Source organism: Streptomyces sp. NPDC005820 (assembly GCF_040630255.1).
Lineage (GTDB): Bacteria > Actinomycetota > Actinomycetes > Streptomycetales > Streptomycetaceae > Streptomyces.
Genome location: NZ_JBEXXE010000003.1, coordinates 271,223 through 293,735 on the forward strand (window position 1 = coordinate 271,223; position 22,513 = coordinate 293,735).

24 protein-coding genes are annotated in these 22,513 nt (G+C 73.6%); 13 read left to right on the forward strand and 11 right to left on the reverse strand.

The genetic code is table 11. The features are described from left to right. Entirely contained in the window at nt 1–1,317 is a 1,317-nt protein-coding gene (locus ABZ464_RS05350; RefSeq protein WP_359271226.1) for a HAMP domain-containing sensor histidine kinase, read from the reverse strand. Nucleotides 1,318–1,477: 160 nt separating this feature from the next. On the opposite strand from ABZ464_RS05350, the gene ABZ464_RS05355 reads away from it, so the two are divergent. The 5 genes from ABZ464_RS05355 to ABZ464_RS05375 are packed head-to-tail and all read left to right on the forward strand — an operon-like array spanning nt 1,478 to nt 6,931. After that, on the forward strand, nt 1,478–2,098 hold the full coding sequence (locus ABZ464_RS05355) for a hypothetical protein (RefSeq protein WP_359271228.1): 621 nt from the start codon (nt 1,478–1,480) through the stop codon (nt 2,096–2,098). Between the two features lie 5 nt (nt 2,099–2,103). After that, a complete protein-coding gene (locus tag ABZ464_RS05360) occupies nt 2,104–2,835 on the forward strand; it encodes an ABC transporter ATP-binding protein (protein WP_359271231.1) in 732 nt (243 codons plus the stop codon). Next, entirely contained in the window at nt 2,822–3,511 is a 690-nt protein-coding gene (locus ABZ464_RS05365; RefSeq protein ID WP_359271234.1) for an ATP-binding cassette domain-containing protein, read from the forward strand. The genes ABZ464_RS05360 and ABZ464_RS05365 overlap by 14 nt, the downstream gene beginning before the upstream one ends. Continuing rightward, nucleotides 3,508–6,150, forward strand: a complete 2,643-nt coding sequence (locus ABZ464_RS05370; protein WP_359271237.1) for an ABC transporter permease — start codon at nt 3,508–3,510, stop codon at nt 6,148–6,150. Before ABZ464_RS05365 ends, ABZ464_RS05370 begins: the two co-directional genes overlap by 4 nt. 52 nt (nt 6,151–6,202) lie before the next feature. After that, complete coding sequence (locus ABZ464_RS05375) at nt 6,203–6,931, forward strand: response regulator transcription factor (RefSeq protein ID WP_359271239.1); 729 nt, start codon at nt 6,203–6,205, stop codon at nt 6,929–6,931. 426 nt (nt 6,932–7,357) lie between these two features. Here ABZ464_RS05375 and ABZ464_RS05380 read toward each other — a convergent pair whose 3' ends face one another. From ABZ464_RS05380 to ABZ464_RS05400, 5 genes are all read right to left on the reverse strand, one after another. Beyond that, nucleotides 7,358–8,026: a response regulator transcription factor gene (locus tag ABZ464_RS05380; RefSeq protein WP_359271242.1), complete on the reverse strand. Its 669-nt coding sequence runs from the start codon at nt 8,024–8,026 to the stop codon at nt 7,358–7,360. Next, on the reverse strand, nt 8,023–9,303 hold the full coding sequence (locus tag ABZ464_RS05385; RefSeq protein ID WP_359271245.1) for a sensor histidine kinase: 1,281 nt from the start codon (nt 9,301–9,303) through the stop codon (nt 8,023–8,025). The genes ABZ464_RS05380 and ABZ464_RS05385 overlap by 4 nt, the downstream gene beginning before the upstream one ends. A gap of 27 nt (nt 9,304–9,330) precedes the next feature. Next, on the reverse strand, nt 9,331–10,170 hold the full coding sequence (locus ABZ464_RS05390) for an ABC transporter permease (protein ID WP_359271246.1): 840 nt from the start codon (nt 10,168–10,170) through the stop codon (nt 9,331–9,333). Beyond that, the gene (locus ABZ464_RS05395) at nt 10,167–11,105 is read right to left on the reverse strand and encodes an ATP-binding cassette domain-containing protein (RefSeq protein ID WP_359271249.1); all 939 of its coding nucleotides are present in this window, start codon (nt 11,103–11,105) and stop codon (nt 10,167–10,169) included. Before ABZ464_RS05395 ends, ABZ464_RS05390 begins: the two co-directional genes overlap by 4 nt. Before the next feature lie 325 nt (nt 11,106–11,430). Further along, complete coding sequence (locus ABZ464_RS05400) at nt 11,431–11,997, reverse strand: methyltransferase domain-containing protein (RefSeq protein ID WP_359271252.1); 567 nt, start codon at nt 11,995–11,997, stop codon at nt 11,431–11,433. Between the two features lie 132 nt (nt 11,998–12,129). Here ABZ464_RS05400 and ABZ464_RS05405 point away from each other — a divergent pair, with 132 nt between their 5' ends. Both ABZ464_RS05405 and ABZ464_RS05410 read left to right on the forward strand, forming a co-directional pair. Then, nucleotides 12,130–13,404 carry a histidine kinase gene (locus tag ABZ464_RS05405; RefSeq protein ID WP_359271255.1) on the forward strand — a complete coding sequence of 425 codons (1,275 nt, stop codon included), beginning with the start codon at nt 12,130–12,132 and terminating at the stop codon, nt 13,402–13,404. After that, nucleotides 13,401–14,087: a response regulator transcription factor gene (locus ABZ464_RS05410; protein ID WP_359271257.1), complete on the forward strand. Its 687-nt coding sequence runs from the start codon at nt 13,401–13,403 to the stop codon at nt 14,085–14,087. Before ABZ464_RS05405 ends, ABZ464_RS05410 begins: the two co-directional genes overlap by 4 nt. Before the next feature lie 229 nt (nt 14,088–14,316). Here ABZ464_RS05410 and ABZ464_RS05415 read toward each other — a convergent pair whose 3' ends face one another. Together ABZ464_RS05415 and ABZ464_RS05420 are read right to left on the reverse strand one after the other, a co-directional pair. Then, entirely contained in the window at nt 14,317–15,270 is a 954-nt protein-coding gene (locus tag ABZ464_RS05415) for a lysylphosphatidylglycerol synthase domain-containing protein (RefSeq protein ID WP_359271260.1), read from the reverse strand. Beyond that, complete coding sequence (locus ABZ464_RS05420; protein ID WP_359271263.1) at nt 15,267–15,602, reverse strand: hypothetical protein; 336 nt, start codon at nt 15,600–15,602, stop codon at nt 15,267–15,269. The genes ABZ464_RS05415 and ABZ464_RS05420 overlap by 4 nt, the downstream gene beginning before the upstream one ends. Here ABZ464_RS05420 and ABZ464_RS05425 point away from each other — a divergent pair. Next, complete coding sequence (locus ABZ464_RS05425; protein WP_359271266.1) at nt 15,595–16,059, forward strand: M48 family metalloprotease; 465 nt, start codon at nt 15,595–15,597, stop codon at nt 16,057–16,059. The genes ABZ464_RS05420 and ABZ464_RS05425 overlap by 8 nt on opposite strands. 52 nt (nt 16,060–16,111) lie before the next feature. On the opposite strand, the gene ABZ464_RS05430 is transcribed toward ABZ464_RS05425, so the two are convergent. After that, on the reverse strand, nt 16,112–17,041 hold the full coding sequence (locus ABZ464_RS05430) for a M48 family metalloprotease (RefSeq protein ID WP_359271268.1): 930 nt from the start codon (nt 17,039–17,041) through the stop codon (nt 16,112–16,114). Then, nucleotides 17,038–17,409, reverse strand: coding sequence for a BlaI/MecI/CopY family transcriptional regulator (locus ABZ464_RS05435; RefSeq protein ID WP_359271271.1), 372 nt, complete (start codon nt 17,407–17,409; stop codon nt 17,038–17,040). The genes ABZ464_RS05430 and ABZ464_RS05435 overlap by 4 nt, the downstream gene beginning before the upstream one ends. Before the next feature lie 135 nt (nt 17,410–17,544). Between ABZ464_RS05435 and ABZ464_RS05440 the strand changes: the two genes are divergently transcribed. Genes ABZ464_RS05440 through ABZ464_RS05460 form a run of 5 tightly spaced genes read left to right on the forward strand, consistent with a single transcriptional unit; the run spans nt 17,545 to nt 21,631 of the window. Then, nucleotides 17,545–18,222, forward strand: coding sequence for a DedA family protein (locus tag ABZ464_RS05440; RefSeq protein ID WP_359271273.1), 678 nt, complete (start codon nt 17,545–17,547; stop codon nt 18,220–18,222). Further along, nucleotides 18,219–18,824 (forward strand): phosphatase PAP2 family protein, encoded by a 606-nt coding sequence (locus tag ABZ464_RS05445; RefSeq protein WP_359271276.1) that lies wholly within the window; start codon nt 18,219–18,221, stop codon nt 18,822–18,824. The genes ABZ464_RS05440 and ABZ464_RS05445 overlap by 4 nt, the downstream gene beginning before the upstream one ends. After that, nucleotides 18,821–19,639, forward strand: coding sequence for a phosphatase PAP2 family protein (locus ABZ464_RS05450; RefSeq protein WP_359271278.1), 819 nt, complete (start codon nt 18,821–18,823; stop codon nt 19,637–19,639). The genes ABZ464_RS05445 and ABZ464_RS05450 overlap by 4 nt, the downstream gene beginning before the upstream one ends. After that, the gene (locus tag ABZ464_RS05455) at nt 19,593–20,255 is read left to right on the forward strand and encodes a response regulator transcription factor (protein ID WP_359271281.1); all 663 of its coding nucleotides are present in this window, start codon (nt 19,593–19,595) and stop codon (nt 20,253–20,255) included. The genes ABZ464_RS05450 and ABZ464_RS05455 overlap by 47 nt, the downstream gene beginning before the upstream one ends. Continuing rightward, nucleotides 20,252–21,631, forward strand: a complete 1,380-nt coding sequence (locus ABZ464_RS05460) for a HAMP domain-containing sensor histidine kinase (RefSeq protein ID WP_359271283.1) — start codon at nt 20,252–20,254, stop codon at nt 21,629–21,631. Before ABZ464_RS05455 ends, ABZ464_RS05460 begins: the two co-directional genes overlap by 4 nt. A gap of 28 nt (nt 21,632–21,659) precedes the next feature. Here the strand turns inward: ABZ464_RS05460 and ABZ464_RS05465 are convergent, their stop codons facing one another. Then, complete coding sequence (locus tag ABZ464_RS05465; protein ID WP_359271286.1) at nt 21,660–22,451, reverse strand: hypothetical protein; 792 nt, start codon at nt 22,449–22,451, stop codon at nt 21,660–21,662. Nucleotides 22,452–22,513: the final 62 nt, after the last annotated feature.

Below are 22,513 nucleotides of genomic sequence, written 5' to 3' on the forward strand. Positions count from 1 at the left end.
TCAGTCGCCGCCGTCGGAGTCGGGCTCCTTCCGGCGTACGGGGACGAGCAGGGTGAAGGCGGCTGGACGGCGGCCGGTCAGGGAGAGTCTGCCGCCCAGGGACACGGCCAGGTCGCGGGCGAGGGCCAGGCCGATGCCGGAGCCCTCCCCTGCGCCGGTGCGGCCGCGGTCGAACAGCCGGGACGCCTCGCCGTCCACGGCGCCTTCGTCGGTGACATCGAAGGCGACGGCCTCCCCGAGGTCGCGGGCTGTGAGGCGTACGGTGCCGCGCCCGTGGACGCGCGCGTTCTCCAGCAGGACGCCGAGGATCTCGGTGACGGAGGCGCCGGGGACACGGATGTCGTCCGGCACGTCGAGAGTCCCGTACTCCAGGCGCCTGCCGTCGCGGGCGAGCAGCCCGTGCCAGCGCTCCTCGGTTTCCCGCAGCAGCCGAGGCACGGACGTGTCCGGTGCGGGCCGACGCGGCAGGCCCTCGGAGCGGGACAGGCGCAGCACTTCGTCCACCGTGCGGTGCAGGCGACGCGTGGTCTCCAGGGCCTCCTCCAGGGCGGGCCGAGTCCGGGCGTCGTCCTGGGCGAGCCCCGCCTCCAGCGTCAGCTGAAGCCCGGTGAGCGGGGTGCGTAGCTGGTGGGAGGCGTTGGCGGTGAAGTCGCGCTCGTGGCGCAGGAGTTCGGTGAGGCTGTGCAGCATCTCGTTGTGGGTGCGGGCGACCTGGTCGATCTCGGCGACGCTGCTGGGCGCGGCCCGGGCGCTCAGGTCGCCGGCGGTGACGGCCCGGCAGTGCCGGGAGAGGTCCTCCAGCGGCGCGGCCAGCACCCGCGCCTGCCTGCGCGCGACGAGGACGGCCACCGTCAGCGCGAGGGCACAGACCCCGGCGAGGACCGCCCAGGCGACCAGGACACGGTCGCGTACGGCGGCCGCGGGCGAGGAGGCCCGTACGACGCCGATCACGTGCTCGGCATGCGACACGGGCACCGCGACTACCAGGTCACCTCGCGACCGGCCGCGCACCGCCTCCGCGGCGAGCGCCCGTCGCACCGCCGTGTCGCCGGTGCGGGGGCCGGTGCCGGCCCGCAGGCGCAGCGCTGGGTCGTACAGACCGAGGCGGCCGTCGGCCGGCGCCGCCGGCAGTTCCACGGGGTCGCCTGTCGCGTAGTCCGGACTGACGCGTACGGCCCCGGACAGCGCCGCCCGTTCCAGGGTGTCGCGCTGGTCGGCGTACAGGGACGACCTGATCGCCAGGGCCAGCGGGACGGCGAGGAGGACGACGGCGACCAGGGCGGCGGTGAGGGCGACTCGCACCACGCGCTGTCTCATGCCCCCATCCTGCGGTCCCCCGACCGGCCCGGGGGCGGTCCGCCACGCGCTTTTGCCGTCGTCTAACCGTCGGTGGGCGGGGTGTTAACCGACGGCTTCCTAGCGTCGGTGGCATGAGCGGAAGGCAGCTCCTCGGCAGTTCCTCGGGAGGGCGGTAGGCATGTCGTACGTACGTAATTCCGCGGGCGTCGTCGCGGTGACGGTGATCGCCGCGGTGATCGCAGGGTGCTCCGGATCGTCGTCCGGGGCGCATTCCGGCTCGGGTTCGACGGCCCCGGCACAGGCGACCCCGGCCCCCACCGAGTCGAACCCGCCCGGGGACATCCCCGACAACCAGGTGTTCGTGGCCTATCGGCCCACCGGCGGCTTCACCGGGTTCACGGTGAAGGTGCCGGAGGGCTGGGCCCGCACCGACAAGGGCGGTACGACCGTCTTCACGGACAAACTGAACAGCGTCACCATCGCTACGGCCGGCGCCTCCACCGCCCCGACCGTCACCACGGTCAAGAACACCGTCGTCCCGCAACTGGGCCGGCAGGTGGCGAAGTTCGCGTCATCGAAGGTCTCGCAGGTCGACCGTTCCGCGGGCCCCGTCGTCCTTCTCACCTACCAGGGCGACTCGGCCAAGGACCCGGTCACCGGCAAGGTGGTGCGGGACGCGTTCGAGCGGTACGCCTTCTACCGGCAGGGCCATGAGGTGGACCTGACGCTGTCCGGCCCGGTCAACGCCGACAACGTCGATCCGTGGCGGACCGTCAGCAACTCGTTCGCGTGGCGGTGAGGGCGATGCCCGCCGCACCGTCGGACGACGACGTGGTGCTGGCCGCCCGGGAGCTGTACCGCTTCTACCGGGCCGGTGAGGAGGAGACGCTCGCGTTGCGCGGGGTGTCGCTGCAGGTGCGGCGGGGGGAGACGGTCGCCGTCGTCGGCCCGTCGGGGGCGGGCAAGTCGACCCTGCTGGCGTGTCTGGCCGGTCTCGACGAGCCGTCGGGCGGCGAGGTCCGGGTGGCGGGCGTACGCATCAGCCACCGGCCCGAGACCGAACGCGCCCGGCTGCGCGCGCGCCATGTGGGGGTGCTCGTGCAGTCCCGCAACCTGCTCCCGCATCTGACCGTGCGCGACAACGTCCGACTCGCCCAGCATGCGGTGCGCGGCCGCCCCGCCGTGCGGGCCGGGGCGCTGCTGGAGCAGGTGGGGCTCGGGCGGCGGTCGGGCGCGCTGTCGCGGCAACTGTCCGGCGGTGAGCTGGCGCGCGCCGGGCTCGCCGTCGCGCTGGCCAACTCCCCGGCCGTACTGCTGGCCGACGAGCCGACCGGCGAACTCGACGGCGCAACCGAGGAGTTGGTGCTGCGGATGCTGCGGGACCGGGCGGCGGACGGTTGCGCGGTGCTGATCGTGACGCACAGCGCGGAAGCGGTGCGGGGCGCCGACCGAGTGATCACGCTGGACGACGGGCGGGCCCAGGAGGGGCACGAGGGAACTACTCAGGCGAAGGAGAGCAGCCATGTCCTCCGCTGACCTGCTCGTCTCCTGCCGGGGCGTCGCGCTCACCTTCGGCCGGGGCCCCACCGCCGTGGTGGCGGTGCACGGCGCCGATCTGGACGTCCGCACCGGCGACCGGCTGGCGATCGTGGGACCGTCCGGGTCGGGGAAGTCGTCCCTGCTCCATCTGCTGGCCGGGCTCGAACGCCCCACCAGCGGCACGATCACCCGGCCCGGACTCCACGGGCCGCGGGACATCGGCCTGGTCTTCCAGGCCGACAGCCTCATCCCCGCCCTCGACGTCACGGAGAACACCGCGCTGCCGCTCGTCCTCGCGGGACGCCCGCAGGAGGAGACCCGCCGTCCGGTCGCCGAGGCGCTCGACGTGGTCGGCGCGACCGGGCTGGCCGACCGGCTGCCCGACGAGATCTCCGGCGGCCAGGCCCAGCGGGTGGCCGTGGCCCGCGTGCTGGCCCAGGCGCCGCGGCTCATCCTCGCGGACGAGCCCACCGGCCGCCTCGACCACGCCACCGGCGCCCGCATCCTGGACGCCCTGCTGGCGGCGGCCGACCGGACGGGCGCGGCACTCGTCGTCACCACCCACGACCCCGCCGTCGCGGCCCGGCTCACCGTACGCCGGAGCATGCGCGACGGGCGGCTGCTCGCACCCGAAGCGGCGGACGCTCCGGACCGACGAGGGAGCTTGTCGTGATCACCGCCTGGGCGGGCGGACTGGCCCGTCACCGCATCGGACGGCTCCTGGCCGCCGTCGCCGGTATCGCCCTCGCCGTCGCCCTGGTCGCCGCGCTCGGCTCATTCCTCACCGCGTCCAAGGCGACCATGACCCAGCGGGCGGTCCGCTCGGTCGCCGTGGACTGGCAGGTGGAGGTGCAGCCGGGCGCGGACCCGAACGCCGTCCGGTCGCTGGTGCAGGCCACTGCCGGCACCCGGGCCGCACTGCCCGTCGGCTTCGCCCGCACCACCGGCTTCACCGCCACCGTGGGAGGCAGCACCCAGACCACCGGCCCCGGCGTCGCGCTCGGCCTGCCGGCCGACTACCGCAGCCGCTTCCCCGACGAACTGCGCACGCTCTCCGGCTCCGGCAACGGCGTCCTGCTCGCCCAGCAGACCGCCTCCAACCTGCACGCCGCCCCCGGCGACACCATCGGCGTACGGCTGCCCGGCGCCGGGCTGCGGCAGGTTCGGGTGGACGGCGTGGTCGATCTGCCCCAGGCCGACTCGCTGTTCCAGAAGGTCGGCGCGCCCCCGCAGTCCCAGCCGACCGCTCCCCCGGACAACGTCGTCCTCCTGCCCGCCGCCCGGTTCGCCTCCCTCACCCGGGGAGCCACCGACGTCACGACCCAGATCCACGTGGCCCGCGACGCGCGACTGCCGGCCGACCCGGCAGCCGCCTTCACCTCGGTCACCGGCACCGCACACCACCTGGAGGCGAAGTCGGCCGGCACCGCGCTCGTCGGCGACAACCTCGGCGCGGCCCTCGACTCCGCACGTCAGGACGCCCTCTACGCCCAGATCCTCTTCCTCTTCCTCGGCGTCCCGGGCGCCGTCCTGGCCGCCGCGCTGACCGTGGCGGTCGCCTCGGCCGGCGGCGAACGGCGCCGCAGGGAGCAGGGTCTGCTGCGGCTGCGCGGGCTGCGGCCCCGCCAGATCACCGCGCTCGCGGGCCTGGAGGCCGCGCTGGTCGGCGTCGTCGGCGGCCTCGCGGGTCTCGGGCTCGCCGCGCTGACCGGCCGCCTCGCCTTCGGCGCCACCTCCTTCGGGGCGAGCGCGGGCACCTGGGCTCTCTGGTACGCCGTCGCCTTCGTTCTCGGCGTGGCCGTGGCCGCCGCGGCCGTGCTCGTGCCCGCAGTTCGCGATCTGCGCACGGTGACCGTCACCGACACCGGGCGGGAGCCGCGCGGGTCGCGTTCGCCCTGGTGGCTGCGGTACGGCCTGGACTTCGCGCTGCTGATCGGCTCCTGGCTGGTCTTCCGCGCCTCCTCCGGCAACCAGTACGCCCTGGTCCTCGCCCCGGAGGGCGTGCCCAGCGTCTCCGTCTCCTACTGGGCGTTCCTCGGCCCCGCGTTGCTGTGGCTGGGCGCGGCCCTGCTGCTGTGGCGGCTGACCCTGCTGGCCCTCGCCCGCGGCCGCCCGGCGCTGGCCCGCCTCGCCCGACCGCTGACCGCGACCCTCGCCACGACCACGGCGGCCGTGCTGTCCCGCCGTCGGCGCCCGCTGGCCCGTTCGGTGGTGCTGCTCGCCCTCGCCGTGTCGTTCGCGATCTCCACGGCCGTCTTCAACTCCACCTACCGGCAGCAGTCCGAGGTCGACGCCCGTCTCACCAACGGCGCGGACGTCACCGTCACCGAACCGCCCGGCGCCCAGGTCCCGCCGAGCGTGGCGGACACGCTGAAGGTCTCGGGCGTCCGGCACGTCGAGCCCCTCCAGCACCGCTACGCCTACGTCGGCTCCGACCTCCAGGACCTCTACGGCGTCCGACCCGCCACCGTCGCGAAGGCGACCTCGCTCCAGGACGCCTACTTCTCGGGCGGCACGGCAGGTCAACTGATGCGCCTGCTCGCCCAGCGCCCCGACAACCTGCTGGTCAGCGCGGAGACCGTGCACGACTTCCAGCTCTCCCCTGGCGACACCGTCAACCTCCGGATCCAGGACGCCCGTACGAAGGCGCTGCGCACCGTGCCCTTCCACTACGCGGGGATCGTCAAGGAGTTCCCGACGGCGCCGAAGGACAGCTTCTTCGTCGCCAACGCCGCCTACGTGGCGAAGGCGACCGGCAGTGACGCGATGGGCGCCTTCCTGCTCGACACGGGCGGCAGCCACCAGCAGCAGATCGCCGCGCATCTGCGCAAACAGCTGGGCACCGGCGCCACGGTCACCGACCTGACGCAGACACGCGGCACGGTCGGCACCAGCCTGACCTCCGTCGACCTGGCCGGGCTCACCCGGATCGAGCTGGCCTTCGCGGTGCTGCTGGCCGCCGGGGCGGGAGGGCTCGTCCTCGCCCTGGGCCTCGCCGAGCGCCGCCGTACCTTCGCCGTGGCCACCGTCCTCGGAGCGAAGAACGGCCAACTGCGCGGCATGGTCCTCACCGAGGCCCTGCTGCTGGCCACCGGCGGCCTGGCAGGGGGCGCCCTCATCGGCTGGGCCCTGTCCGAGATGCTCGTGAAGGTCCTGACCGGCGTCTTCGACCCGCCACCCGCGAGCCTGGCGGTGCCGGGCGGCTACCTGGCCCTGACCGCCGGCGCGGCCGTCGTCGCCGTACTGGCGGCCGCCCTGAACGGCATCCGCAGCGCCGGCCGGCCCGCCGTGGAGGAGCTGCGTGACCTGTGAGCGGCCGGGAGCGGGCGGGCCGCACGCACTGCCCGCTCCTAGTCTGTCCAGCATGGGTACGCACGCGACCGCCGCCCCCACCCGTCACCGGGTCCTCGTCGTCGAGGACGACGACACCATCGGCCGCCACCTGGAGACCGGCCTGCGCGGCAACGGCTACGCGCCGATCTGGTGCCGGACCGGTTCCACAGCCCTGACCGAGGCCGCGCGCACCCCGTACGACGTGCTGCTGCTCGACCTGGGACTGCCCGACATGGACGGCCTGGACGTCGCGCGCGCCGTGCGCGCCCAGCACCCGGACCTGCTGATCGTCATCCTGACGGCCCGCACCGACGACATCGACGTCATCGCCGGGCTGGACGCGGGGGCCGACGACTACCTCGTCAAGCCGTTCAGCCTGACCGTGCTGCTCGCCCGGCTCCGCGCCCATCTGCGCCGCCGGGTCGTCGCCACACCACCGCAGGAACCGGTCCGGCTGGCCGACCTCGTCCTCGACGTCGTAGCGCGACGCTGCACACTGCTCGACGCGGACATCGACCTGCGTCCCAAGGAGTTCGACCTGCTCGCCGTCCTGGCCCGGCACGCGGGGGAGGCCGTCTCCCGGGAGACCCTGATGGCCGAGGTCTGGGACGAGAACTGGTTCGGCTCGACCAAGACCCTCGACGTCACCATGGCCGGCCTGCGCCGACGCCTCGCGCAGGCCGCCGACGCCTCGGTCCGCCCCGGCAGCCTGCCCCGCATCACCACCCTGCGCGGGCACGGCTACCGCCTCGAACCCTGACGGGCGCCGCCGCAACGGCCCCATGCCGTGCCTGCCTGGCCGACCGCCGACGGCGGCCCCGTACAGAACCGCTCTCTCGCGCCCTCGGGGCCGCCGTCACCGATCTTCGGCGGCACGCTCGGCCAGAGCCGCTTCCTCGCGAACGCGCACCAGCACACGGTGCATAAGGTCGTCGACGCGCTGGTCGCCGCGATGCACTGGATCAACCCACACGGCGCGGCCGACATCGCGAACGACGATATCGGCCGCGGACGTTCACCGATGACTTCGCCACCCGGGCCAGCAGGACCGAGGGCTTCAAGACCACCACGACCCCGGCCGGACCGAACGGCTGAGCCCGCACCGCTCATGGCCGGGGCCGTCCGGGTGACTGTCACCCGGACGGCCCGGCCGTGAGCACGTCCTTCCCCGCCGCCGCTCGTAAATTCAGTCCGCGCTGGGCCGGGCGAGGCCGTGGTCGTAGGCGAAGATCACCGCCTGGATGCGGTCACGGGCGCCGATCTTGGCCAGGACGCGGCCGACGTGGGTCTTGACGGTGGACTCGGACAGGACGAACCGGGCGGCGATCTCGCCGTTGGTCCAGCCCTTGCCGACGGCGACGAGGATCTCCCGTTCGCGGTCGGTGAGGGAGCCGAGCCTCGGGTCCTCGGTTGAGTCGCCCCGGTGGGCGGGGACGTACTGGGCGAACTCGTCCAGGAGGCGGCGGGTGAGGGCCGGGGCGATCACGGCGTCGCCCGAGGCGACGGCGCGGATCCCGGCGAGGAGCTCCTCGGGGCGCGCGTCCTTCAGGAGGAAGCCGCTGGCGCCGGCCCGAATCGCGGCATGGACGTACTCGTCGAGGTCGAACGTCGTGAGCACGAGGACGCGCGAGCGGCCGCCGGCGGCGACGATGCGGCGGGTGGCCTCGATGCCGTCCATGCCGGGCATGCGGACGTCCATCAGGACGACGTCCGGGCGCAGTTCGGCGGCCTTGCGGACCGCTTCGGCGCCGTGGGCGGCCTCCCCGACGACATCGGTCTCGGGGACGGAGTCCAGGAGCAGGTGAAAGCCGTAGCGCTGCAGCGGCTGGTCGTCCACGATGAGCACGGTGGTCACTGGTCACCGCCCCGGGGCGTGAGGTCGAGGACGGCTTCGACGGTCCATCCTCCGCCGCCCGTCGGCCCCGCGCTGACCGTTCCGCCGTACAGAGCCGCTCTCTCCCGCATGCCCACCAGGCCGTGTCCTTCCTCGTTCGGCGGTCCGGACGGCGCGGCTGGGCCGGTGTCCTGGACCCGGATGCTCAGCCGGGCGCCCGTCACGGCGACCGCCAGGTGCACCCGGGCGTCGTCGGCGGCGTGCTTCATGGTGTTGGTGAGGGCTTCCTGGACGATGCGGTACACCGTCAGCTGGACCCCGCTGTCCAAAGCCTCGACGTCGCCGGAGGTCCGGTAGACGACCTCCAGTCCGGCGGCGCGCACGGTGGCGCACAGTGCGCCGACGTCCGCGATGCCGGGCTGCGGGCTTAGCTCGGGCCCGCCTGCCGGACCGTCCCCGGCCTCGCGCAGCACGCCGAGCACGCGCCGCAGCTCGCCGAGGGCCTGCCTGCCGGTGTCGCCGATGAGCCGCAGGGCCTCCTTGCCCCGTTCGGGAGCGACGTCCGTGGCGTAGGCGCCGGCGTCGGCGAGCGTGATAATGACGGAGAGGTTGTGGCCGACGATGTCGTGCATCTCGCGGGCGACCCGGGTGCGTTCGGTGGCCGTGGCCAGTCTGCTGCGCTGGTCGCGCTCGATCTCCAGCCGGGCCGCCCGCTCCCGCAGCCCGGCGAGCTGGGCCCGGCGGATGCGCACCATCAGGCCGAGCGCGAGGGCCGCTGTCGCCGTGCTCAGCAGGAAGAACAGCGCGTCCCAGACGGACACGGCCGAGGACGCGCGGACGGCGACCAGCGCCATGGCGCCCGCCATGACCGCACCGGCCAGCGGCAGCTGCCGCAGCCGCCCATGCAGGGCCAGGCTGTACAGGGCGACGAAGAGGGCGACGTCCGCGCGCAGCGCCGCGTCCAGGGACCACTGGAGGACGAACACCGCGGCGATGACCCCGAAGGCCGCCATGGGCCTGCGTCGCCGCCACAGCAGGGGCAGTACGAGTCCTGCCTGCAGTGCCAGCATTCCCGCGAGGGGCAGCTCGGTGAAGGCGAGCCGGAAGCGGGGCGGCCCGTCGCCGTCGTCCACACCGCCGCGCAGCAGGTCGGGCAGGCAGAACATCAGGAAGACCAGAGCCACGACCACGGTGTCCAGCACCCACGGATGTGTCCGGTCGGCCTGCCGCAACCGCTGGCCGCCCCGGGACAGCCGGGCGACCAGCGGTCCCATCCCGCTGATGTCATCGGTGGTCACGGACGTCACCTGTCCATGGTGCAGGCGTCAGACGTCGCTGCGCGCGAGCCGGTACGCCGCGCCGCCCAGCGCCAGCACCGTCCAGCACAGGAAGACCAGCAGTCCGGCGCCCGGCGACAGGGCCGTGGAGTCGTGGGTCAGCGCGAACATCGACTCCCCCGCGTTGGACGGCAGGTAGGGGCTGATGTCGTCCCGCCAGGAACTCGGCAGCAGGGAGATCAGTCCCGGGATCAGCATCAGGGCGGCGACCAGTACCGAGATCCCGCCGGCCACCGACCGCAGCAGCGCGCCCAGGGCGGCGCCGATCACGCCGACCAGGCCGAGGTAGAGCCCGGCGCCCAGCAGGCTCCGCAGTACACCAGCGTGCGAGAGGCTCATCGCCGCGGGCGTGCCCGAGACGATCCCGCTCCCGAACAGGAAGGCGACGAACCCGCCCACCGTCCCCACGACCAAGGCGACCAGCCCGAACACAGCCGCCTTGGACCACAGCACGGGCAGCCGGCGGGGCACCGCCGCGAGAGTGGAACGGATCATGCCGGTCGAGTACTCGCCCGCCGTGACCAGCACGCCGAGCACGCCCAGGGCCAGCTGGGCGAAGTTCGTACCGAAGAGGGACAGGCTGACGGCCGTCGAATCGGCGAAGTCCCGGTCCATGTGGCCGGAGTCGATCCCCGACTTGTAGCGGCTCGCGGAGATCAGGCCGAAGGCCACCAGGAACAGCAGGCCGAGTCCCAGGGTGATCCAGGTCGAGCGCAGGGACCACAGCTTGGCCCACTCGGAGGCGAGCACGCGCCGGCCGGTCACCCGGTAGGCGGGGCGGGCGGGCGCGGTCCTGGGTTCCTCTTCGGTTGCGGTGAGGGTGCTCATGCGGGCCTCCCGAGGGTGTCGATCCCGGTCGTGGTGCCGTGGTACTCCACGGCATCCCTGGTCAGGTCCATGAACGCCTCCTCCAGTGACACGGTCCGCGCGCTCAGTTCGAACAGTGCGATCCCGTGCTCGGCTGCCTTCAGCCCGATCTCGCGGGCGGTCAGCCCGGTCACCTGCAGCTCCTCGGAGCCGATCCGGCCGGTGACGTCGACGCCCGGACCGGCCAGCACGTCCCGCAGTCGCGCCGGGTCCTGGGTCACCACCTTCACCGTGTCGCCGCCCGCCTCGCGGATCAGGTCCGCCACGGTCGTGTCGGCCAGCAGCCGCCCGCGCCCCACGATGATCAGGTGGTCGGCCACCAGAGCCATCTCGCTCATGAGGTGGGAGGACACGAACACCGTCCGGCCCTCGTCGGCGAGCCCCTTCAGCAGGTTGCGGATCCAGAGCACGCCCTCCGGGTCCAGCCCGTTGACCGGCTCGTCCAGCATCACCGTCTGCGGATCGCCCAGCAGGGCCGCCGCGATGCCCAGCCGCTGGCCCATGCCGAGGGAGAAGGCGCCGGCCCGCTTCTTCGCGACGCTGCCCAGTCCGGCGAGCTCGATGACCTCGTCGACCCGGCTGCCGGGGATGCCGTGGGTCAGCGCCAGGGCCCTGAGGTGGTTGTACGCCGAGCGGCCCGGGTGGATCGACTTGGCCTCCAAAAGGGCGCCGACCTCCTGCAGCGGAGCCCGGTGGCGGGCGTAGTGGTGGCCGTTCACGGTGACGGAGCCGCAGGTCGGGGCGTCGAGACCGACGATCATGCGCATGGTCGTGGACTTGCCCGCGCCGTTGGGCCCCAGAAAGCCGGTCACCGTGCCCGGCTTCACGACGAAGTCCAGCCCGTCGACAGCCGTCTTCTCGCCATACCTCTTGGTCAACCGCCGTGCGTCGATCATTCGCGTTCTCCCTGTCGGGCTCCGGCGTCCGGTCACGTAAGACGCCTCACCGGCAACGCTAGGTGCCGGATCACCCGAATCCGGTGGTACCGGGAGGCTGAACCGCGGCGGGCGTGTAGTACCGCGGTACTACACGCCTACCTGCGGTGTCGTCACGGCCCCGTCGCCGGGACGTGGCGACGGGGCCGAGGTGGTGTGTGCCGGTGTTCAGGCTGCGGCCGGCTCCGGTTCCGGCTCGGTGTCGGGGGTGGCGAGCTGGATGCAGCTGTCCATGTTCAGTCGCACCTCGCCGTAGGGAGATTTATCTGGACCTTCCAGGTCGCGGTCATGGCCTCCGGGTGGCCCGGTGCACGAAAGCGGGCGGCAGATTCGACCACACCGTCTCCGAGCGTTCCAACCGGTCGAAACGGCGGGCCAGTTCGGCGGTGAAGTGGCGGGCGGGCGGAGTCCGGGCCGCGTGCAGGTAGGCGAAGGTGGTGAACCGGCCGCCGGGCGCGAGGACTTCGGTCACGGCATCCAGGATGTGCCCGCGCCTCTCCCGCGGCATGACCGTCCACGGCAGCCCCGAGACCACCGCGTCGACCGGTTTCCCCACCACGGCGGCCAGCCCGGCGGCCGAGCCCTGCACCACGGTCAGCCGTGTGTCGCGCCGGGTGGCCGAAAGCCGGGCGGCGAGCACCGGGTTGAGCTCGACGGCGACAAGCCGTGCGCCGGGAGCGAGCCGGGCGAGGATCGCGTTGGTGAACACCCCGGTCCCCGGACCGAGTTCGGCGACGAGCCGCGCCCGCTCCAGGTCGATGCCCTCGGTCATCGCATACGCCAGCCGCCGTGAACTGGCCGCCACGGCACCGGTCATGAGGGGCCGTCTGAGGAACTCGGTGGTGATCGACATGGCGGCCATGCTGGAAGCACCCCGGGTGGCCGCACGTCGTATCCCCGGCCGGTGTCCGTACGACTGCGGGAGGACCCCGTGACGCCCGCCAGGACGATGCCGGGGAGCGGGCCCCGGCCGTAGCGTGAGGCGGTGCAACGGCTGATCGAGACCCTGACCCGCCTGCGGCGCGGACATCCGTGGCTGACGGACCTGTTGCTGGTCGTGCTGGTTGCCGTGCCCCCGGTGATCCGCCCGCAGCCAGGCTGGCGGCCCGTCTGGGTACAGGCGGTCGTGTACGCCGCCCTGGTGCTGCCCCTGCTGTGGCGGCGCCGTCGGCCGCTGCTCGTCGCGGCCCTGGTGACGGCCGCGTTCTGGGCGCAGTACCTCGGACAGGTGTGGGGACAGGAACCGGGACGCGGCGCCGTCGCCCTGGCCGCGGTCCTGGCCACCCTCACGGTACGCGGCCTGCGCCGGGCCGCCGCGGCGACGGTGCTCTGTGCCGCGGGCTGCGTACTGCTGTGGATTCCCGCCTGGCAGCGGGACTACGGGGGCCCGGGTGCCCGCGGTGCCTGGCTCACCCCGCTCGCCGTGGGGCTCCTGCTGGCCGGGGCCTGGGTGTTCGGCGAGTACGTCCGCGCCCGGCGCGCCTACGTCGCCGAGTTCGAGCGGCGGGCCGCGCTCACCGAGTCGGAGCGCGTCGCCCTGGCCCGGGTGGCCGTCGCCGAGGAGCGGGCGCGCATCGCCCGCGAGATCCACGACGTCCTCGCGCACAGCGTGAGCGTGATGGTGCTGAACGCCGAGGGCGGCAGGATGATGCGGCACGCCGACCCCACGGTCGTCGACCGCACCCTCGGCGTCATCAGCGCGACCGGCCGCGAGGCCCTGGACGAGCTGCGCCGGCTGCTGGAGGTACTGCGCACCCCCGACGCGGACGCCTCATCCGGCGGCCCCGGATCCGGACCCGGCAACGGTGGGGCCGGCGAGTCCCTCTCGGCCGATCTGCGGCGGCTGGTCGGGCGCCTCAACACGAACGGCACGCGCGCCCGGCTGGACCTTCGCGGAGAGCCGGGCGGCCTTCCGGCGGATCTCACCGTGCAGACGTACCGCATCGTGCAGGAGGCGCTCACCAACGTCGTCAAGCACGCGCCGCCGAACGCCACGATCCACGTAGGGGTCGACACCGGTACCGAGGGGCCGGGGCGGCTGGTCCGCGTCCGGGTGGAGAACTCGGCCGGAGCCGGAGAGCGAGCCGTCCCGGAGCACCCCGCCCGGCTGCTCGCCGACGGTCACGGACTCACCGGCATGCGCGAACGCACCGCCCTGTACGGCGGGAACGTCGACGCCGGACCCACACCCGACGGGGGCTACCGGGTCACCGTCTCCCTGCGCCCCACTGAGCCCGAGCCCACCACGGCGACCCCATGACCGGCCCGACCCCCGCCCCGTCGTCGTCGCGGGTGCTGATCTGCGACGACCAGGAGCTGATCCGGATGGGACTGCGCATGGTCGTCGACAGCCAGCCCGACCTCACCGTGGTGGGCGAGGCCGCCGACGGCGACGCGGCGATCGCGGGTGTGGCCGACCTGGGGCCGGACCTCGTCCTGATGGACGTACGCATGCCCGGCCTGGACGGGCTCGCCGCGACCGAACACCTCTGCGCGCAGCCCCATGGACCCCGGATCCTCATCGTCACCACCTTCGACCTCGACGAGTACGCCTACGCCGCCCTGCGCGCCGGCGCGAACGGCTTCCTCGTCAAGGACGCCCCCGCCGAGGAGATCCTGGTCACCGTCCGCGCGGTACTGCGGGGCGAGGTAATGGTGGCACCCTCGCTCACCCGGCGCCTGGTCGAACGCTTCGTCCTGCAAGCACCCGCGTCCGCGCCCGCCCAGCGCAGCCGCCTGGCCGCGCTCACCGACCGGGAACGGGAAGTCCTCGCCCTGGTCGCCCGGGGACTGGCCAACGGCGAGATCGCCGACCGCCTCTTCGTCGGGGAGACGACCGTCAAGACCCACCTCGGCCGCATCCTGACCAAACTCGACCTCCGCGACCGCATCCACGCAGTGATCTTCGCCTACGAGAGCGGACTGATACGGGCCGGGGACTGAACAGCGCCGGGGTCCAGCAATGTCACTTCGTTCGCCGCTCGTCAACGGCACCCCTACCTGCGGTGCTTACCGTGTTCGTCGGCTCCGCCCCGGTGGAAGCAGGCGTCCGGCCGCTGCGCACTGGGCTCGTTCTGAGCTCTCTGCCGACCACGAAGGACAGGGTGCGGCGCGGCGGCGGGGCCAGCAGGGCCTGCGCCCCTGGCCGGACCCCCTCGGTGTCCGGCCGGGATCACAGGACGGAGCGGCGGGCCAAGAACACGAGCACCAGCAGGCCGGGGAACAGCGGCAGCCAGGCCGTCAGCAGCCGGTAACCGAAGACCGCAGACAGGGCCGCGGCTCCCGGCACCCCGGTCGCGGTGAGTGTCAGCACGAGCGCGGCGTCCAGCGAGCCCAGACCGCCCGGAGTGGGCAGCAGTACGGCGGCGCCGCTGGCAACGAGGTACGCCAACAGGACCTGAGCGGCGGGCACGGGCACGTCCAGTGCCCGGACAACCGCGATGAGAACGCCGGCGTGCAGCAGGGCGAAGCCGAGCGAGCCGCCCCACAGGGCGCATGCCCTGGCCCTCCGGACGTGTACCGCCCGCACGTCGGCCACGACCCGGCCGACCGCGCGCCCCACGCCACGACGCGCCGTCCGGCTCAGTGCCACGGCTGCGGCGACCACGGCGACGCAGCCGACCGCGGAGAGCATGACGCAGGCGCGCGGGATGGCCGGCGCAAGCCGCGGGGTGTGGGGCGAGGCCAGCAGCAGTACAACGGCCAACGTGAAGCGGACCAGCCCGCCGACGGCTGCCTTGACCGCGAGCGCGGTCGCCGATCGGGCGGTGGACAGGCCGCAGCGGGTGAGGAACCGCAGGTTGACCGCGCTCGCGCCGACCCCGGCAGGCAGCACGTGGTTGGCCGCGCACGCCGCGAACTGTGCCGCCACCAGCCGCCCGGCGGGCAGCCGTTCGGCCACCGCTCCCTGCTGGGCGACGGCCGCGCACACCCAGGTCGCCAGAGCGGCCGCACAGGCCGCCAGCAGCCAGGCTCGATCGGCGACGGCAAGCCGGTCGGCACCGGCGTCCACCGTGTGCCGGTGTTCTGCGAGCAGCCAGACGGCCGCCACCACCACGGCTGCGGTGACGGCGAGCTGCCAGGGCCGGCCAAGGCCGCGGGACAGCGGAACGCCGGTGGCGCTCACTGCCGGCCTCCCGCGGTCGGGCTGGGTGCTTGGTACACGCGCAGGCCGGCCACCCGGTGCTCGGTCCAGGCGCTGGCGTAGCCGGGCGGGCCGCCGCCCGGTGCCACGAGCGTGGCAGTGGGCAGGCGGCGGGCGGTCCGCCGGATGCCGGCCGGCGTGGTGTTGGCGTCGTGGCCGATGGTCGCGGCGGAGGAACAGCCCGCGTAGTAGGCGATCGGGACGTCGTTCACTCCCGTGACCGGACAGGGCGGGCGAACGCGCAGCCGGTGCAGCCCGGCGGCGACGGAGGCCCACTCGCGGTGTGCCGCGGTGGTACGGCGTACGGTGTCCACCGACACCATGCTGGGCGCCCTCTCGGCCGAAGAACGCCGCGTCCTGCTGGCCCATGAACGCGCGCACCTGACCCACCGCCACGCACGGCTGAGCACCGCCGTGCCCCTGGCCGCCGCGGCCAGCCCGCTCCTCACCCCGGTCCGGCACATGGTCACCTTCCTCCTGGAACGCTGGGCCGACGAACAGGCGGCCGCAGTGGTCGGGGACCGTGCGTCCACCGCCCGCGCCCTCGCGCGGGCAGCGCTCACGGCCGGCCGCCCGGTGCCGCCGCACGGACTCGGCTTCACCGATCGCGCGGTCTCCCGCCGTATCGCCGCCCTCCAGGCCGCCCCACCGCCACGGCTGTGGCCGCTGTCGGCGACCGTTCTGGCTGTCGGCGCCCTCACCGCGCTGGGCGCCGCCGACGCCACCGGCGACCTGCTCCGGCTGCTGGAACCGGTCCTCGCCCGAGGGTGACCACACGGCGGGCCGGTCGACCTTCTGGCGGGGGCCGCCGGGGCCGAACCGGTCAGGGAGCCTCCTCGCCCTGGGCGACCTCGACCTGGTGGTGGAAGTCGACGACGCCCGCCGCTCCTGCGGCGACGGACAGGACCGTGCAGGCCACGAGAAGGAAGGCGGTACGCCGGGTGGTGCGCGGGCGCGTCCGGGCCGGTGCGAGAAGCGCGGCGACGCGTTGCGGCACCGGTCCGGTCGTCGCCGCCGGCGCGAAGTCCGGGCGGTTGGAGGCGGAGGCGTTTCCGGCAAGGGCGGCGCGGGCGATGGCCGTGGCGATCAGGCGCCGGTCTCCGGTGACCTCCGCGGCGGCCTCGTCGGCAGCCCGCTCGGCGGCGAACCGGATGGTGGCGCGGGTGGCGCGCAGGGCGGGGTGGCAGTGGGCGGCGAGTTCGGCGGCGGCCAGGAAGAAGTGGTGGCCGGCCCGGTTGTGGGCGCGCTCATGGGCGAAGAGGGCCTCACGCTCGGCAGGTCCCAGACTGCGCAGCATGGCGGTGGTGACGACGATGCGGTGGGGCCGTCCGGGCAGCGCGTACGCGTCCGGATCGGGCGATTCGATCACGCACAGGTCACCTGCGGCGGGGCGGCGGTCGGCCTGTGTGCGGGCGGTGCGGAAGGCGCGGGTCTGCCGGAAGGCCGAGCGCGCGAGGGTCCAGACGCTGAGGGTGAGCACCCCGGTGGCCGCCATGGCGGCGGGGAGGACGAAGTAGTCCGAGGCGGTCCGCAGGGGGTGGACGAGCTCACCGAGGGCGGCGAAGGCGGGGAGTTTGAGCAGTCCGGTCAGGACGAGGGCCCCCAGGGCGGCCACGCAGGCTCCACCCAGCGCCAGGGCCGAGGCGGTGAGGACCCACAGCGCGGTGTCGGGGGCCAGTCGGTCGAGGGTCCGGCGGGCCAGCGTCGGCGCGAGGAAGGGCAGGATCAGCGGGAGAAGCAGCAGAGCGGTCATCGCTCGTCACCCTCCAGGAGCCGGCGCAGGTGCTGCTCGTCGCCGGGACTGAGCTGGGCCACGAAGCGGGCCAGAACCGTCTCCCGGTCGGTGTCCCGGTCGAGTTCGGTGTGCATGCGCCGGGCGGTCAGGCCGGGCGCGTCCTGGACGGGGAAGTAGGCGTAGCCGCGCCCCTGCCGCTCCCGGTCCACGACGCCCTTCTCGTGCAGACGGGTCAATATCGTCGTCACCGTCGTCCGGGCCAGGCCGGAGCCGAGCTCGGTCTGCACCCGCCCCGGCGTGAGCGGGGCCCCGGCGGCCCACAGCGCGGCCATGACGGCGGCCTCGAGCTCGCCGGCCGGCCGCCTCTCGTCCCTCGCGTCCTTCATGGGAACGTTCCTCACTCCGCCATCGTCTACAGTTCAGTAGACCGTCTACAGGATTGTAGTCAGTTGCCGGATGCCGCCGCGCCACCGTTCCGCCGCGTCCGACAGTCCGGAAGAACGATGAAGGAGCTCCCGACGATGACCACAGCCATGCATCTATCGTCGCAGCTCGCCGTCAATGTGCTGGACGCGCGGTCGCTGCTGTCCGCGTTCGGCGGGCTGGGCGTGGGCGTGGTGCTGTTCGCCGAGACCGGGCTACTGATCGGCTTCTTCCTCCCGGGCGACTCGCTGCTGTTCACGGCCGGTCTGCTGTGCACCGGCACCGCCGAGAGCGGCCTGAAGCTGTCACTCGGCCCGCTCCTGGTCACCGCGGCGGTGGGAGCGCTGGCCGGCTCACAGTGCGGCTACCTCCTGGGCCGTCGAGCGGGCGGCACCCTGCTCTCCCGCAGCCGCTCGGCCCGCCTGCACGAGGGGGCGAAACGCGCGGAGGAGCTGCTGGAGCGCTACGGATACGCGAAGGCGATCGTCCTGGCCCGCTTCGTTCCGGTGGTGCGCACGGTCCTGAACCCGATGGCGGGCGCCCTGCGGGTGCCGGTGCGGACGTTCACCGTCTGGCAGGTGACCGGCGGACTGGTGTGGAGCCTCGGCCTCACACTGGCGGGATACGCGCTGGGCTCCTCCGTGCCGAACGTGGACCGCTATCTGCTGCCGATCGTCGCGGTGATCGTGGCCCTGTCGCTGATTCCGGTCGCCTCCGAGGTGTACCGCTCGCGCCGGGACGCGAAGGCGAAGGCGGAGGAGGAGGCACGCGGATGATTCTCGCCCTCAACGGCTCGTCGGTCGACGGCTCCGCCTACACCGACGTGGTGAACCTCGCTCAGCATGCTCCGGCGTGGCTGGACGACGCGGTGTCGGCGTGGTCGACGTACGGGCTCGCCGTATTCGCGGTGCTCATGGCCGTCGGCTGGTGGCGCGCCCGGCGTGTGGACGCCGCCGCGTCGGTGACGGCACTCGCCGTGCCGTTCACCGTGGTCGTGGCCTTCGGGGTGGACGCGGCACTGAAGCTGCTGGTGCGCGAGGACCGGCCCTGCCAGAGTCTGCGGGTGGCCACGCTGGAGGCGTGTCCGGCACCCGGCGACTGGTCCTTCCCCAGCAACCACGCGGCCATCGCCGCCACGGCCGCCGTCGCCCTGCTGTTCGTCTCCCGTCGGCTCGGCGCGCTCGCCGTGGCAGCTGCCTGCGCGATGGCCGTCTCGCGTGTCTGGGTGGGGGCGCATTACCCCCACGACGTCCTGGCAGGGGTCGTGGTGGGCGCGCTCGTCGCCTTGCTCGTCATGTCGGCACTGCGCAGGCGTGCGGAGGGCACAGCCCTACGGCTCGCGGCCGGCCGTCTGCGTCCGCTGCTGGTGGTGTCGTGAGGCGCGGCGAGGTCGCAGAACTGGCCGGCACCTGCGGCCTCGGCGCGTGGACGGCGTTCGGGGTGCTGACCATGGTCGTGGTGGGTCACGACGGCCTGCCGCTGTTCGGGGACGCCGACCTCGTCTCCTGGTCCGGCGCCCACCGGCCCGACGTGGCGGTGGCCCTCGCCCGCGGGCTGACTGCCACCGGGACCGGTGTCGTCCCGTACGCGCTGGCGGTGCTGGCCGGAATCATCGCGGGGCGCACCCGTCGGCAGCGGGCGCTCGCCGTCGCGCTCTGCCTGGTCTGCCTCGGGGCGGGCCAGGCGCTGCGGTACGCGGTGATGGCGCGCGTCGCCCGGCCGCGACCACCCCTGACGGACTGGGCGACGCATGCCTCGGGATGGGCGTTCCCGTCCGGTCACACCACCACGGCAGCCCTCGCCGCGGGACTGCTGATCGTCGCCGTCCGCGTGCGCGGCCCGCGCGGCGCGACCCTGCTCACCCTGGTCATCGGCGCCTGGGGCGCGTCGGTCGGCCTGACCCGTGTCTACCTCGGAGTGCACTGGTTCACCGATGTCGTCGGCGGCTGGCTGTTCGCCCTCGGCTGGCTGGGCCTGTGCCTGGGCGCTGTGGCCCGCTGGCTTCCCGAGCGATTGACCCCCGGCACGACGGACATGGACACGGACCCGGCGCGCCGGACGGCAGAACCGACGGGCAGCGCGGCTGGGGGCCGAGCGGACACGGCAGCGGAACAGACGGACGCGGCACGAGAGCAGAGGGAGGACCATGCGCCAGACGATCCTGGTCGTCGAGGACGATCACGCCCTGCGTGACGTGTTGATGCGCGGACTGCGCGACGAGGACTTCGACACCGTGCCCGCACCGGACGGCGCCGCCGCCCTGCGCCTGGCCACCGCCGACATCTCCGCCGCCGTGCTCGACATCGGGCTGCCCGACGCCGACGGACGGGACGTGTGCCAGGCCATGCGCGCGAACGGATTCCTCTCCCCCGTCATCTTCCTGACCGCTCACCACCGGCTGAGCGACCGGCTGTCCGGGTTCTCGGCCGGAGGCGACGACTACCTGCCCAAGCCCTTCCACCTCACCGAACTCGCGGCCCGCCTGCGGGCAGCCCTCAAACGGACCGCACCGCCGCCTGCCGCCACAGCAGGCGACCTGGCACTGGACGCAGTCCGGCACACGGTCAGCGTCCGAGGCACCCGAGTCGACCTGACCCCGACCGAGTTCCGTCTCCTGGCCACGCTCATGGCGGCTTCCGGCGGCATCGTGCGCCGCCGCGATCTGGTCCGGGCGGCCTGGCCCGAGGGCGCCCAGGTCCACGACAACACCCTCGACCAGTACCTGACCCGACTGCGCCGCAAGCTGCGCGAGGCGGGCAGCGACCGGACGATCGGCACGGCCCGCGGGATCGGCCACCGGCTGTCATGAGCAGCACCCGCCACCGGCTACGGCCCGCTATGACCGCCTTCCTCAACCGTCTGGCGCCCCGCACGCTGCGCGGCCGGCTCTCCCTCGTGGCCCTCACTACGGCCGCGCTGCTGATGCTGGTCCTCACCGTCGCCTTCAACGTGGTCGCCCAGCACCGCCTCCAGCACCAGGCGGACGACGAACTGCGCACCCGCGCCGCCGCCGTCGCGACGACCATCGACACCGCCGGCACGACCGTACGTGTCCTGGAGACCTCCAACGACGCCCTCCTCGACGCCAACGTGTGGATCTACGCCGACGGACGCCTGCTGGAAGAGCCGCCGAACGCCGGCCCCCTCACCCGCGTCGCCGACGCCCTCGCCGGGCGCGGCGGGCTGCGGTGCGTCACCGCCGACGTCGACGGCCCCCTCCGGCTGTGCTCGCAGCCGGTGTCCGCAGACAACAGCGAGGCCACCGTGGTCACCGCGCTCGGCCTCTCGCCGTACCGGAGCTCGGCCGACACCCTGCTCCTGGGATCACTCGCCCTGGACGCCGTGATGCTCGCCTGCACCTACGCTCTCACCCGGCTGGCGGTAGGCCGCGCGCTGCGCCCCGTCCGCACGATGACCGACCAGGCCACCCAGTGGAGCGCCGTCACCTCCGAAGAACGCTTCGGCCATAAGCGGCACCCGGCCGAACTCGCGCGCCTCGGTACATCGCTGGACGCCATACTGGACCGCATCCGCACCCTCCTGCGCCACGAGCGGCAACTCACCGGGGAACTCTCGCACGAGCTGCGCACACCCCTGAGCCGGATCATCGCCGAACTCGACTGGTGGCAGACCCGCCCCCGCACCGCCGACCAGACCCACGCCACCCACAAGGTCATCGCGGAAGCCGCCCAGTCCATGCGCACCATCTGCGACACCCTCCTCGACGACGCCCGCGGCGGCGCACCCACCGCTCCCGGCACCGCCGAGATCCTCCCCACGCTGCGACGCCTCACCGAAGTCCTCGACACGCCCGGTCACTTGACGGTCGCCGCTGACGGCCCACCGCTGGAGGCCGGAGTCCCACCCGCCCTCCTCGAACGCATCGTCAGCCCGCTCCTGACCAACGCCTGCCGCTACGCCCGCTCCAAGGTCGCCGTCCGCGTCTACCGCGCACCGGACGGCGTACGCGTCGACGTCATCGACGACGGGCCCGGCGTACCGCCCCCGTTCGCCGCACAGCTCTTCGAGCCCGGTCAGCGCGCGGATCCCGGTGACGGACACGGCGGAGCGGGCCTGGGACTGCCGCTGGCGCGACGCCTGGCCCGCTCCGCAGGGGGCGAGGTGACCTACGACCCCGGACACACCCCCGGGGCACGGTTCGTGGTCAGCCTGCCTGCCGGGTGACCGCGCCGCACTCGACGCCACCGGCGTGTCACGGCGTGATGTCGCGCTGGACGTCCTTGCGGGAGACGGCCAGGTAGCCCACGAAGCCGAGGATGGCCACCGTCCAGGACAGCGTGACCGGCCCCAGGCCCAGGTCGAGTCCGCCCCTGCCGTGGCCGACGGCCATCCAGTCGGCGACAGAGGCGCCGAGCGGGCGGGTGATGACGTACGCGGCCCAGAACGCGGCCACCGCGTTCAGGCTGCCCCATCGGTGAGCGACGGCCGGAACGGCGATCGCGGCGGCGTACAGGACGGCGGAGCCCAGGTAGCCGAGGCCGATCGTGGCGGTGAGGTCGCCGGCGGCGGTGCCGAGGGCGAAGGTGGCCAGGACGGTCGCCCAGTAGAAGACCTCACGACGGCGGGTGCGGATGCTGTGGATGGACAGGGTGCGCTCGCTGCGGTACCAGAGGGCGAAGACGGCGGCCAGCGCGGCCATGAAGAACGGGGTCGAGAGCGTGTACGGCACCCCGAGGCCGACGTGCAGGACGTCGGCGGCCATCGTGCCGAACACGCTGACCATGACGATCGCCGTCCAGTAGATCCAGGCCACGTACCGGCGGACGGCGAACTGCACCGCCAGAGCGGCCACCAGGGCGATGCCGCCGAGGCCGACAGCGGGGATCGGGCCGAGCAGATGGGCCAGGAAGTCGGACGCCGTCTCGCCCATCCCGGTGGTCAGCACCTTGATGATCCAGAAGTAGACGGTCACCTCCGGCACCTTGCTCGCCGCGTGACGGATGGGGCCCGCGGGCCGGTTGTGAGTGAGGTGATCAGTCGACATGGCAGGCACGATGACATGGCGCCCACTTGTCACCACAGACCCCTTTGCCAGAGTTTTGGCGC

Coding starts and splice junctions, on each gene's coding strand:
- ABZ464_RS05350 (WP_359271226.1), bottom strand. CDS start 1,317: ATGAGACAGCGCGTGGTGCGAGTCGCCCTCACCGCCGCCCTGGTCGCC.
- ABZ464_RS05355 (WP_359271228.1), top strand. CDS start 1,478: ATGTCGTACGTACGTAATTCCGCGGGCGTCGTCGCGGTGACGGTGATC.
- ABZ464_RS05360 (WP_359271231.1), top strand. CDS start 2,104: ATGCCCGCCGCACCGTCGGACGACGACGTGGTGCTGGCCGCCCGGGAG.
- ABZ464_RS05365 (WP_359271234.1), top strand. CDS start 2,822: ATGTCCTCCGCTGACCTGCTCGTCTCCTGCCGGGGCGTCGCGCTCACC.
- ABZ464_RS05375 (WP_359271239.1), top strand. CDS start 6,203: ATGGGTACGCACGCGACCGCCGCCCCCACCCGTCACCGGGTCCTCGTC.
- ABZ464_RS05390 (WP_359271246.1), bottom strand. CDS start 10,170: ATGAGCACCCTCACCGCAACCGAAGAGGAACCCAGGACCGCGCCCGCC.
- ABZ464_RS05395 (WP_359271249.1), bottom strand. CDS start 11,105: ATGATCGACGCACGGCGGTTGACCAAGAGGTATGGCGAGAAGACGGCT.
- ABZ464_RS05400 (WP_359271252.1), bottom strand. CDS start 11,997: ATGTCGATCACCACCGAGTTCCTCAGACGGCCCCTCATGACCGGTGCC.
- ABZ464_RS05410 (WP_359271257.1), top strand. CDS start 13,401: ATGACCGGCCCGACCCCCGCCCCGTCGTCGTCGCGGGTGCTGATCTGC.
- ABZ464_RS05430 (WP_359271268.1), bottom strand. CDS start 17,041: ATGACCGCTCTGCTGCTTCTCCCGCTGATCCTGCCCTTCCTCGCGCCG.
- ABZ464_RS05435 (WP_359271271.1), bottom strand. CDS start 17,409: ATGAAGGACGCGAGGGACGAGAGGCGGCCGGCCGGCGAGCTCGAGGCC.
- ABZ464_RS05440 (WP_359271273.1), top strand. CDS start 17,545: ATGACCACAGCCATGCATCTATCGTCGCAGCTCGCCGTCAATGTGCTG.
- ABZ464_RS05445 (WP_359271276.1), top strand. CDS start 18,219: ATGATTCTCGCCCTCAACGGCTCGTCGGTCGACGGCTCCGCCTACACC.
- ABZ464_RS05455 (WP_359271281.1), top strand. CDS start 19,593: ATGCGCCAGACGATCCTGGTCGTCGAGGACGATCACGCCCTGCGTGAC.
- ABZ464_RS05460 (WP_359271283.1), top strand. CDS start 20,252: ATGAGCAGCACCCGCCACCGGCTACGGCCCGCTATGACCGCCTTCCTC.
- ABZ464_RS05465 (WP_359271286.1), bottom strand. CDS start 22,451: ATGTCGACTGATCACCTCACTCACAACCGGCCCGCGGGCCCCATCCGT.